Here is an 11,448-nt window from a genome sequence, read left to right on the forward strand (position 1 = left end):
CGCGACCGCGACCGCCGCGTCGAGCGAGCGGGCGCCGGTGCGTCCGCCCGGGCGCCCGACGTCGACGAGCACTTCCAGCGGACGCGTGGCGGAGGCGCCCAGTGCGCGCTCGATGGCGTCGATGCCGGCGGGATCGTCGACCCAGCTCCACACCCGCGTGCCGGCGGCGACGACGTCCGCCATCCACCGGATGGCATCGGGCTGTACCAGCTGGTTCGCGAGCATGACGGCCGGGATGCCGGCGTCCACGGCCACGCGCACCTGCGACGGCGTCGCGAGCGTGATGCCCGTCGCGCCCGCATCCAGCTGCCGCCGCCAGAGCTGGGGCGCCATCGTGGTCTTGCCGTGCGGCATCAGCTCCAGCCCGCGTTCGGCGACCCAGCCGGCGAGGAAGGCGATGTTGTCGTCGAGAGCGCCGTCGTCGAGCACGAGAAGCGGGGTCCACAGGTCGGCCAGCCGCGGCTCACCGGTCAGGAACTCGGCGACGGTGAGCCCTGCGGCATCCGCCGGCAGACCCTTGTCGCGGGGTTCGAGCACGCGGCCGGCGACCTCGCGCGGCGACGAGGCCGTCATTCGGCAGGGAGGACCGCGACGACGTCGATCTCGACGAGGATGTCGTACAGGTCCGAGCCGACGGTCGTGCGCACCGGGTACGGCTCCCGGAAGAATTCGGCGTAGGCGCGGTTGTACTCGGCGAAATCGCGCTTGAGGTGCTGCAGGTGCGCGGTGACCTTGACGACGTCGTCGAACGAGGCACCCTTGGCCGCGAGCACGCTGCCGACATTGCGCAGCACCTGCTGCGTCTGCTCATACACGCCGCCGGGCACGACCTCTCCGGTCGCGGGGTCCTGCGGGCCGAAGCCCGCGGTGAACAGCAGCCCTGCCGCCGCGACGCCGTGGCTGTAGGGTCCGGCGGGCGAGGGCGCGTTCTCGATGAGGACGGCGTGCTTGGTCATGGTGTTCCTTTCGTCGAGGTCTGAGGGCTCGCCTGTCGCGATCGGTGCGCGGCACCCGCCGTTCGCGACAGGGGAGCGGGAGAACGGCGCAGTCCTCTTCCGGCATGGACGCCGGTGAGCGTGCCGCCGCGGAGCACCTGCCGGCCGTTGACGAACACGTCGTCGATGCCGCGGGCCGGCTGCCGGGGCGCGTCGTAGGTCGCGGCATCCGTCGCCGTCGATGGATCGACGATCGCGATGTCGGCCGCGTTTCCGATACGCAGGATGCCGCGATCGTGCAGGCCGAAGCGGTCGGCGGTGTGGGCGGCGAGATGGACCGCCGCGGCCTCCCACGTGAACGACCGGCCGATGTAGGCGGCGAGGTAACGGGCGAAGGCGCCCCACGCGCGCGGGTGGGGGACCGCACCCACGAAGATGCCGTCCGAGCCTCCGGTGTGCGCGGGATGCGCGAACAGGCGTGCGAGATTCTCGACCGGTCGCTCGTCGCGCACGGCCATGACCGCGCTGACCTCGAGGCGTCCGGAGACCAGGAGATCCAGCGTCGCGTCCTCGACGGAGGTCCCGCGCCGGGCGGCGATCTCGGCCAGCGTCAGGCCGGGCGTCCATGCCCACCCCACGGCGGGCGTATGCGCGACGCGGATCATCGAGGGCCACTGCGGCCCGAGGCTCGGCTTGTGCGCGACGGAGGGGAACCACTCCTCGCGCAGCTGCGCGCGCTCGGCGGGATCGGACAGTCGCGTGACGGCCCGCTCGACATCGAGGGCGCTGTACTCCGGCGGCAGCACCGCCATCGACAGCAGCGTGCAGCCCCGCGTGTACGGGTACATGTCGAACGAGAGATCGGCACCGGATGCCGCAGCCTCGGCGAGCAGGCGCTCGGCGTCGCTCGCGTCCACGTGCAGGTGCGAGACGTGGCCGCGGACGCCGGCGTGCGCGTCGCCGGCGGCGCAGATCGCGACGACCTCGCGGAGGCCGGCCGCGGTGTTCGCCTCGTAGCCGCCCCGCATGTGCGTCACGTACAGGCCGCCCGCCTCGGCGACGGGGGCGCACAGCGCGGCCAGCTCCGCGGTGTCGGCGAAGAAACCGGGGACGTAGTCGAGACCCGTCGACAGTCCCAGTGCGCCGTGGTCGAGACCGTCGGCCACGAGCTGCCGCATGCGGGCGAGCTGTGCGGCATCCGCTCGGCCGGCGTTCATGCCCATGACCTCGTGACGGACGGTGCCGGCGGGCACGAGGTAGCCGACATTGACGGGCGTGGTGGCGTCATACGAGCGCAGCAGCTCGCCGACCCCGCCGCCCGTGTACGTCGGATGCGAGCCGTTGATGGCCGCGAAGTAGCGCCCGGCCCACGTGCCGTCGCCGGGGGCGTACGAGACGCCGTCCTGGCCGCCGATCACGGTCGTGACGCCCTGACGCAGCAGTGCGAGCTGCACGTCGGTCCGGAAGACCGCGCCGTCGGCATGCGCGTGGGCGTCGATGAAGCCGGGCATCACGAAACGGCCGGTGCAGTCCACGGTGTGGTCGGCGTGTCGCGGCTCGATGTCGCCGCCGACCCGGCCGATGACGTCGCCGATGATCTCCACGTCGGCGACCCGTCTCGGTGCACCCGTCCCGTCGATCACAGTCCCGCCGCGCAGCACCGTGCGGTGGGGGTGGGCAGTCATCGCGGTCTCCGTGGGTGCGCAGGCCCCGGCTGACCCGCGGGGGCAGTCTACGCAGTCGGCGCCGAGCGGCGCAGGCGTCAGTGGCCGAGCGCCGCGAGCGCGAGGTCGACGTCGTCTTCGTCGTTGAAGATGTGGAACGCCACGCGTGCGCGGCCGGATCGACCCGACGCGGTGATCCCCGCGGTGGTGAGCCGGGCGAGCTCCTCGCCGTCAGGGTCGTCCCACGTGACGATCGCCGAAGCCCGCTCGGGTTCCGGGATGCCGCGTCCGGCGCGGAAGGCGGCGGCGAGCCCGGTCGCGTGCGCGTGCAGTTCGGCCGGCTCGAGTGCGGCGAACAGCTCGAGCGCCGGTGCAGCTCCGACGAACGCCTGCCAGGCCGGCGACACGTCGAACCGGCGGGCGTCCGGGGCCAGCTCGACATCGCCGCCGTAGCACGACGCCCACGGATCGTCGCCGGCGTACCACCCGGCGTTGAGCGGGGTCATACGCGCGGCGAGCCTGTCCGAGACGGTCAGGAACGACACACCACGCGGCGCGCAGAGCCATTTGTAGGCGTGGCACACCACGGCATCGAAGTCGGATGCCGCGACCGGCAGCCAGCCGACAGCCTGGGTCGCGTCGCAGAGCGTGAGTGCGCCGTGCCGCGACGCGGCGGCGACGATGGCGGCGGCATCCGCCACCTCTCCGGTGGCCGATTGCACGACGGAGAATGCGACGAGTGCCGTGCTCGGCCGCACGTGCGCCGCGAGATCGTGGAGGGGCGCCGTGCGCACGACGAGGCCTCTGCCGGCGTGCACGAAGGGCAGCACCATCGACGAGAACTCGCCGTCGGGGACAAGCACCTCGGCTCCGTCGGGCAGTGCCGAGGCGACGAGGCCGGCCGCGACCGACGTCTGCGAGCCGATCGCGACGCGCTCGGCGCCCACGTCGACCAGCGACCCGAACAGTCCCCGCGATCGCTCGACCGCCGCGCAGTATGCGGCGAGGTCGGGTCGGCCGCCTCCGGCGGCATCCAAGTCCGCGATGACGGCGCGTCGCGTCGCGCGACTGGGCAGGCCCACCGTGCACGCGGCCAGGTAGTCGCGGCCACCGTCGAACTCGCGGCGCGCGGCGGTGAGCGCGGGGGAGTCGGTGAGGGCGGGCATGCATCCAGAGTGAACCCGCGGATTGCTCATGTCTATGGCAGGTGTCCCATGCGACACATAACAGGGACTTATGATTGGCGGGTGACCGACGTATTCGAGGACGACCCCGGGTTCGACGCGCGCGAACTGCGGATCGTGAAGGCCGTCGCCGATGCCGGGTCCATCACCGGTGCCGCCCTCGCTCTCGGGTACAGCCAGCCCGCGGTCAGCCAGCAGCTCAAGCGCCTCGAGCAGCGGCTCGGTGTCGCCGTCGTCGAGCGGGTCGGGCGCACCGTGCGACTCACCGATGCCGGGAGGGTCCTCGCCCGGCATGCACCCGCCGTGACGACGGCTCTGGATGCCGCGGCCGGCGAACTGGCCGAGCTGCGGGGACTGCGCGCCGCACGCGTGCGGCTGGTGGCGTTCCCGTCGGCGTCTCCCACCATCGTCCCGCGCCTGCTCGCAGACCTGGCGCAGCGGCATCCGGGGATCTCGCTCACGTACGTCGAGGCCGAGCCGCCCGAGGCCGTGGAGGCGGTGCGCGAGGACCGCACCGACATCGCCCTCACCTTCAGCTATCCGGGCGACCGCGACGACCCGCACGGATCGAGTGCCCGGGGGCTCTCGGTCACCACCGTCGGCGCCGATGAGCTGCTCGCCGTCCTCCCGGCCGGGCACCCCGCGGCGACCGCCGGTGCACTCGACGTCGCCGTGCTCGCCGGCGAGGACTGGATCGCCGGCTGTCCTCGGTGCCGCGGTCACCTGCTCGAGCTGTGCGGTCGGGCCGGCTTCGCTCCGCGCATCGCCTTCGAGACCGACAACTTCGTCGCTGTCGAAGGGCTCGTCGCCCAGGGCATCGGCGTCGCGACGCTGCCGCGGATGGCCGTGGAGTCGTTCCCGCAGCTGCCCGGGGTGGCGATCGTGCCGCTTCCGATCGGGGAGCAGCGGCGCATCCACACCGTCACGGCGCGCGGTGCCGACCGGGTGCCCGCCGTGCGGGCGACGCTCGACGCCCTGGCACGCCTCATCGCGGGCGCCGCTGATGAGCGCGCGGCGGCGGCATCCCACGACAGTGCAGGGCCGACCGCCGCCGCCTCGGCCAACTAAACTCGGACGCGATGCCTTCTTCGCCTGATCCCCGCACCACCACCGCCACCGGCGCCGACGTCCGCGTCCGGTTCTGCCCCTCACCGACGGGACTGCCACACGTCGGCCTGATCCGCACGGTGCTGTTCAACTGGGCGTATGCGCGCCACAACGGCGGCAAGCTGGTCTTCCGCATCGAAGACACCGACTCGGCGCGCGACAGCGAGGAGAGCTACCTGCAGCTGCTCGACGCCCTGCGGTGGCTGAAGATCGACTGGGACGAGGGCGTCGAGGTGGGCGGGCCTCACGCGCCGTACCGGCAGTCCGAGCGCCACGGCATCTATCGCGAGGTGCTCGACCGCCTCATCGCCGCGGGCGCCGTGTACGAGAGCTACTCGACAGCTGAAGAGATCGACGCGCGCAACGAGGCCAACGGGCGAGCGAAGCAGCTCGGCTACGACAACTTCGACCGCGAGCTCACCGACGAGCAGAAGGCGGCGTTCCGCGCCGAGGGCCGCGAGCCCGCCTGGCGTCTGCGCGTGCCCGACGAGGACCTCACCTACGTCGATCTCATCCGCGGCGAAGTGACGTTCCCAGCGGGATCGTTCCCCGACTTCGTGCTCGTGCGGGCCGGCGGCGTGCCGCTGTACCCGTTCGTCAATCCGGTCGACGACGCGCTCATGGGCATCACGCACGTCATCCGCGGCGAAGACCTCATGCCCTCCACCGCGCGCCAGCTCGCACTGTACGGCGCGCTGGTGGATGCCGGCATCACGACGTTCATCCCGCGCTTCGCGCACATGCCTCTCGTGCTGGGCGAAGAGGGGAACAAGAAGCTCTCCAAGCGCGACCCGAAGGCCGACCTCTTCCTGCAGCGCGAGAAGGGCTTCGTCCACGAGGGCCTCCTCAACTACCTCGCCCTCCTCGGCTGGTCGATCGCACCGGATCGCGACGTCTTCTCGCTCGAAGAGCTCGTCGCGGCGTTCGACATCGTCGACGTGAACCCGAACCCCGCCCGCTTCGACCAGAAGAAGGCGGAGTCGATCAACGGCGACCACATCCGGATGCTGGAGCCTGCGGACTTCGCCGAGCGGCTCGTGCCCTACCTCTCGGCCGCCGGCGTGATCGACGCGAGCCCGACGCCCACGCAGGCGGCGATGCTCGCGGCAGCCGCCCCGCTCGTCCAGGAGCGGATGCAGCTGCTCGGCGACGCTCCCGGCCTGCTGGGTTTCCTCTTCACCGACGTCGTGACGTACCAGGACGATGCCCTCGCCTCCCTGCCGGCGAACGCGAACGAGGTGCTCATCGCGTCGGTCGGCGCGCTCGAGCTCGTGCCCGACACCGAGTTCACCGCCGCCGCCGTGCAGGATGCCCTCGCCGGCACGCTGATCTCACCCGTCGAGGACGGGGGCCTGGGGCTCAAGCCGCGCGTGGCGTACGGCCCGCTGCGCGTCGCCCTCAGCGGCCGTCGCGTGTCGCCGCCGCTGTTCGAGTCCATGGAGCTGCTCGGCAAGTCCGAGTCGATCCGTCGACTCGAGGCACTGGTGGCGTTCCGGGTCGCGTAGTCGCTCAGCGTGACTCGCCCGGGATGCGCAGCGGGCCGTGTCGGTTTGGAAGAGCCGCCGAAGTCGCGTAGACTTGGTCCTCGGCACGGCTTCGGCTGACAGCCTTGGGGTATGGTGTAATTGGCAACACGGAGGTTTCTGGTACCTTTGTTCTTGGTTCGAGTCCAGGTACCCCAGCCAACGAGAAAACCCCCGCTCAGCGGGGGTTTTTCGTTTCTCTGAGAGCGGCGTACGCAGGCTCGTGCGCCCTCCGGCGCCGGCGATCCCTCGGGTTGCCGCATCCTTCTCCGGCGCGAAGATCCGTGATCTCACAGATCTTCCCCAGCGCTCAGCCGCGTCGTCGACGGAGGACCTCTCTGCTTCCACACGGAGCCGCCCAGCGCAACCCCCTCTGACACCGCTGACGGCGGCGTAGCCTTCACGGGAGGTTCGAGGGGCGGCACACCCATGAGTACTCCTACCGCCCTCGTCGCTGACCGCTACCGGCTCGTCAAGATGCTGGGCGCGGGCGGGATGGGCATCGTGTGGCAGGCGTGGGACTCCCTCCTGCGCCGGCCGGTCGCCCTGAAGATGCTGCGCACCCAGCCGGAGCTCACCGACCACGAACGCCAGGTCGCGACGGACCGCGCCATGAGGGAGGCGCGCATCACCGCGGGGCTTCATCATCCTCATGCGGTCACCGTGTTCGACGTCGTGGAGCACGACGGTCAGCCCTGCATCGTGATGCAACTGATCGAGTCCACACCGCTCTCCGAGCTCTTGCGCGAGCACGGCACCTTCACGCCGGCCGAGACGGCGCGCATCGGCGCGGAAGTCGCGTCCGCTCTGGCCGCAGCACACGCCCTCAAGATCGTCCACCGAGACGTGAAGCCCGGGAACATCCTCGTCGCGGCCGACGGCTCGGCACTGATCAGCGACTTCGGCATCTCGCACGCCCTGGGCGACGCGACCATCACCGCGACGGGGATCGTCCACGGCACGCCGGCCTACCTCGCCCCCGAGGCGGCGCGAGGACTGCCCACGAGCTTCGCCTCCGACGTGTTCTCGCTCGGATCGACTCTGTACGCGATGCTCGAGGGCGAGCCGCCGTTCGGCATCGACCGCAATTCCATCGCCTTGCTGCACCGGGTCGCCCGCGGCGGATATCCGCCGCCGAAGCACGCGGGGCCGCTGGCGCCGATCCTGCGCAAGATGCTCGCAACCCAGCCGAAGCGGCGACCGGCCATGGAGTGGGTCGCCGAGGCGCTGGGATCGCTTCAGCGCGAGAGTGCCGCTGACCGGGCCGTCTCGGCGGGTCTGCTCGCGCTCGGCTTCGACGCCGCGACTGCCGGAGGGTCAGGGGAGACCGACGCGGAGACCGTGGCACACGACACATCCACGCCGCCGACGGTCCCGCTCGAGGACGCGTGGGACGAAGACGCCGAGCAGCCCCCACCCACACCGCCGACCATCCCTGCCGACCTCGGCCCCGATCAGGACCCCGAGACGGCTCCTCGCACGCCCGCCGATTCTGCGACGGCACGACTGCCGACCGGAAAGACGGTCCCGGTCGATCAGCCGACCCGATACGAGCCTCCGACGGCCGAGACGGAACGGCTGCGGCCGGCCGTGCCCGCCGGTGCGGCGGTGGGCACGGCGAGGCGCCGTCATGGACGACAGAGGCGTCGCCTGCGGATCCTCGCCCCGCCCCGCGGCGCCGAGCGGGAGTCATCGCCGCCGCGCTGATCCTCCTGGTCGCGGTCGGGGTCGGTGCCGTGCTGCTGTTCACCCTGCCGAGGCCGGGGGTCCAGCCCGACGCGGAGCCGGCGCCGGCCTCGTCGTCGACTCCCGCCGAGGAGACGAGCCCTGCCGAGGAGTCGCCCGAGCCGGAGGCGGTGCCGCCCGCGCCGGCGGCTTCGGCGCCGCCGGAGGAGGACACTGAGCCCGACCCCGCTCCGGTGTCGCCCGAGCAGCGCGTGGTCGACACGATCTCGGGGTACTACGCGCTGATGCCCGAGAATCGCGACGGCGCCTGGCCGCTGATGACCGCGGACTATCAGGAGAACCATGCCGGCGGTCGCGGCGGGTACGAGGAGTTCTGGTCTGCGATCTCGGATGTCTCGATCGCAGAGGTCAGCGCCACCGGACCCGACAGCGGGCAGGCGACGCTGACGTACTACTTCCGCGACGGCCGCGTGGTGGAGGAGGTCACGGCCTACCGGTTCGCGGACGAGGGCGGCGTCCTGAAGATCGCTGCCACCGAGGTGCTGAGCAGCCGATGACGCCGGCGAGCCGGAACCGCGCACCGGCGTCGCGTGGCGTCACCCCCTGCCGTCGGCGATGACCTGGGCAGCGGCATCCGTCCCCAAGGCGAAGTAGTCGGGATTGTCGTCGCTGTGGGCGACGAGCATGAGCACGACGGCTGCTGCCCACGCGTGCGCGCGTCGCCAGGTCGCGGCGTCGTAGCGCCCGCCCGTCGCGGCGATGAAGCGGGCGCGGCCGGGCGCATCGAACGCGAGCCAGGCGACGGCGAGGTCGTACGCCGGATCGCCGGCGGTCACGTCGCCGAAGTCGATGATGCCCGCCAGTGCGCCCTCGTGCGAAATGAGGTTGCCGGGGTGCAGGTCGCCGTGGATCCAGACGGGGGCGCGGCTCCATGGGGCCGCCTCGAGGCCCCGCCGCCAGATGTCTTCGAGTGCGGTGGCGGACGCCGCGTCCAGCGTGCCTGCCGCGCGCAGGGCGTCGAGTCGCTCGGTGACCGCCCCGGTACGCGCCGCCAGCGGAACCCCCCGGAACGGGTTGACCGGGTGGTCCGCGGGAGCATCGACATGGAGGGCTCCGAGCGCACGTGCGAGCGTCTCCGCCCAGGCGCCCCGCTCGGCTGCCGGCTCGTCGAGCGCGCGGTCGCCGTCGATCCACGGAACGATCGACCAGGCCCACGGGTACCCGCTGCCCGCGACACCGCGGACGACCGGCGCCGGCACCCGCACGCCGATCGGCGTGAGCCTCTCCGCGATCGCCGGAAGGACCAGCTGCTCGTGCCTCACCAGCGGGGCGGCCAGCGCCCGCCGGGGAAGTCGCACCGCGTGGTCTTCTCCGAGCCTCCAGACCTCGCTGTCCCAGCCTTCGGCCACTTTGTCGAGCGGGAGCGTGACGGCATCGGGAATCGCGTGCGTGGCCTGCTCGGCGAGGAGAGCGCGGATGAGCGAGTTGTCGATGTCGAGCTTGGCAGCGGGCTTGTCGGGCACCGTACGAAGATACTCGCCGTTCGTGGCGTGGTTGTGTTTATGTTGGAATGTGTTGTATTGTGTGGGAATCCAACGAAGGGTGTGCAGATGTACGCGACGGAGCGCCACGAGCAGATCGAAAGCCTGCTGGCCGCGCAGGGCCGGGTGAGCGTGGTCGACCTCGCCGACCGCTTCGACGTCACCACGGAGACCGTCCGCCGCGACCTCGACCACCTCGAATCCGCAGGCGCCCTGCGCCGCGTGCACGGGGGAGCGGTCGGGCGCGAGCGCGCGAGCACGCGCGAGCCGTCGCTGGCCGAGCGACTCGAGCACCACGGCAGCGCCAAGGAGGCGATCGGGCGACGGGCACTGGACGCTCTCGGCCGCGACTTCACCGGATCGGTGTTCCTCGACGCCGGCACGACCACGGCGGCGGTCGCTTCGGCGCTCATTCCGCGCCTCGCGGGCACGCCGATCGAGGTCGTCACCCACTCGCTGACTCTCGGCAACGCCCTCGCCGGCGTCCCCGGCGCCTCGCTCTCCTTCGTCGGCGGGCGGGTGCGCGGACTCACCGCCGCCGCGGTCGGCGCCGACACCGTGCACGCCATCGGGGGGATGCGGCCGGACGTCGCGTTCATCGGCACGAACGGGGTGTCGGCTTCGTTCGGCCTCAGCACGCCGGATCCCGACGAGGCGGCCGTGAAGCGCGCGATCGTCGCATCGGCGCGACGCGTGGTGGTCGTCGCCGACGCCGAGAAGCTCGGCGCGGAGCTGCTCGTCGGCTTCGCGTCCCTGTCGGACGTGGACGTGCTCGTCACGGATGCCGCACCTGACCCCGAACTGGCCGACGCGCTCGCGGACGCCGACGTGGAGGTCTGGCTCGCATGATCGTCACGCTGACCGCCAACCCCTCACTCGACCGCACGGTCGTGCTGCCGGCTCCGCTGCAGGTCGGCGACGTCCAGAGCGCCGATTCGGCGCGTGAGGATGCCGGCGGCAAGGGCATCAACGTCGCCCGCGCGATCGCCGCCGCGGGTGAGGACTGCCTCGCCGTCCTGCCGCTCGCTGCGGGTGACCCGTTCGAGGCGGCGCTGCGCGAGGCCGTGCTCCGCACGCGGCCGGTGCCCGTCCGTGGCCACGTCCGCGCGAACCTCGCGATCACGGATCCCGCCGGAGTGACCACGAAGCTCAACCTGCCGGGTGCCGAGCTGTCGACCGATGAGGCGGCCGCAGTCGTCGACGCCGTGGTGGGCGCTTCCGCCGGTGCCGGATGGCTCGTCCTCGCCGGCTCGCTGCCGCCCGGTGTCGCCGACGACTTCTACGTCCGGATCATGCGCGCCGTGCGGGCCACCCACGGCACGGCCTCCCCGTTCATCGCCGTGGATGCCTCAGGACCGGCTCTCGCGGCCGTCGTCGCCGACGGCGCCCCCGACCTCATCAAACCCAACGACGACGAGCTCGGCGAGCTCGCGGGCATGCCGCTCGACGGCGCCGACACCGCCGCCGTCCTCGAGGTCGCCCGATCGCTCGTACCCGCGCGCGTCGGCGCTGCCCTCATCACACTGGGCTCTCGCGGCGCCGTGCTGGTCACCGCCGAGGGCGCGTGGCTGGCGCGGCCGCCACGGATCCAGGTGCGCAGCACCGTCGGCGCGGGTGACAGCTCGCTCGCCGGCTACGTGCTCGCCGCGACGCGGGGAGCCGACCACGAGGAACGGCTGCGCCTCGCCATCCGCTACGGCGCGGCGGCGGCATCCCTCCCCGGTACGCAAGCGCCGACGCCCCCAGATCTTCCGACGGGCGACGTGCCCGTCGCCCGTCTCGCCTAGAACCCACCCCACGACCGCAGG

11 protein-coding genes and 1 tRNA gene are annotated in these 11,448 nt (G+C 72.2%); 7 read left to right on the plus strand and 5 right to left on the minus strand.

Translation table 11 applies throughout. From position 1 onward, the window contains the following. The 4 genes from VIP82_RS08400 to VIP82_RS08415 form a co-directional block, all read right to left on the minus strand. The coding region (locus tag VIP82_RS08400; RefSeq protein ID WP_527250128.1) for a type III PLP-dependent enzyme domain-containing protein at nt 1-573 on the minus strand (573 nt) is incomplete at its 3' end. Beyond that, nucleotides 570-956: a RidA family protein gene (locus tag VIP82_RS08405; RefSeq protein WP_331907554.1), complete on the minus strand. Its 387-nt coding sequence runs from the start codon at nt 954-956 to the stop codon at nt 570-572. The genes VIP82_RS08400 and VIP82_RS08405, both read right to left, overlap by 4 nt. Then, nucleotides 953-2,620 (minus strand): N-acyl-D-amino-acid deacylase family protein, encoded by a 1,668-nt coding sequence (locus VIP82_RS08410; RefSeq protein ID WP_331907556.1) that lies wholly within the window; start codon nt 2,618-2,620, stop codon nt 953-955. Before VIP82_RS08410 ends, VIP82_RS08405 begins: the two co-directional genes overlap by 4 nt. Before the next feature lie 77 nt (nt 2,621-2,697). Then, nucleotides 2,698-3,765 (minus strand): aminotransferase class V-fold PLP-dependent enzyme, encoded by a 1,068-nt coding sequence (locus VIP82_RS08415; protein WP_331907558.1) that lies wholly within the window; start codon nt 3,763-3,765, stop codon nt 2,698-2,700. A gap of 81 nt (nt 3,766-3,846) precedes the next feature. Between VIP82_RS08415 and VIP82_RS08420 the strand changes: the two genes are divergently transcribed. The 5 genes from VIP82_RS08420 (at nt 3,847) to VIP82_RS08440 (ending at nt 8,656) form a co-directional block, all read left to right on the plus strand. Further along, a complete protein-coding gene (locus VIP82_RS08420; RefSeq protein WP_414684640.1) occupies nt 3,847-4,851 on the plus strand; it encodes a LysR family transcriptional regulator in 1,005 nt (334 codons plus the stop codon). Nucleotides 4,852-4,862: 11 nt separating this feature from the next. After that, on the plus strand, nt 4,863-6,395 hold the full coding sequence (gene gltX, locus VIP82_RS08425; protein ID WP_331907561.1) for a glutamate--tRNA ligase: 1,533 nt from the start codon (nt 4,863-4,865) through the stop codon (nt 6,393-6,395). A gap of 105 nt (nt 6,396-6,500) precedes the next feature. Then, nucleotides 6,501-6,575 (plus strand) — tRNA-Gln (locus VIP82_RS08430). Nucleotides 6,576-6,842: 267 nt separating this feature from the next. Beyond that, entirely contained in the window at nt 6,843-8,120 is a 1,278-nt protein-coding gene (locus VIP82_RS08435; protein ID WP_331907563.1) for a serine/threonine-protein kinase, read from the plus strand. Between the two features lie 29 nt (nt 8,121-8,149). Further along, nucleotides 8,150-8,656 carry a hypothetical protein gene (locus VIP82_RS08440; RefSeq protein WP_331907565.1) on the plus strand — a complete coding sequence of 169 codons (507 nt, stop codon included), beginning with the start codon at nt 8,150-8,152 and terminating at the stop codon, nt 8,654-8,656. A 39-nt stretch (nt 8,657-8,695) separates the two neighbouring features. On the opposite strand, the gene VIP82_RS08445 is transcribed toward VIP82_RS08440, so the two are convergent. Further along, nucleotides 8,696-9,622 carry an aminoglycoside phosphotransferase family protein gene (locus tag VIP82_RS08445; RefSeq protein WP_331907567.1) on the minus strand — a complete coding sequence of 309 codons (927 nt, stop codon included), beginning with the start codon at nt 9,620-9,622 and terminating at the stop codon, nt 8,696-8,698. 87 nt (nt 9,623-9,709) lie between these two features. Between VIP82_RS08445 and VIP82_RS08450 the strand changes: the two genes are divergently transcribed. Both VIP82_RS08450 and pfkB read left to right on the plus strand, forming a co-directional pair. Next, on the plus strand, nt 9,710-10,489 hold the full coding sequence (locus VIP82_RS08450; protein ID WP_331907569.1) for a DeoR/GlpR family DNA-binding transcription regulator: 780 nt from the start codon (nt 9,710-9,712) through the stop codon (nt 10,487-10,489). Then, complete coding sequence (gene pfkB, locus VIP82_RS08455; RefSeq protein WP_331907571.1) at nt 10,486-11,427, plus strand: 1-phosphofructokinase; 942 nt, start codon at nt 10,486-10,488, stop codon at nt 11,425-11,427. The genes VIP82_RS08450 and pfkB overlap by 4 nt, the downstream gene beginning before the upstream one ends. Nucleotides 11,428-11,448: the final 21 nt, after the last annotated feature.

It is taken from the genome of Microbacterium sp. (assembly GCF_036566905.1).
GTDB lineage: Bacteria > Actinomycetota > Actinomycetes > Actinomycetales > Microbacteriaceae > Microbacterium.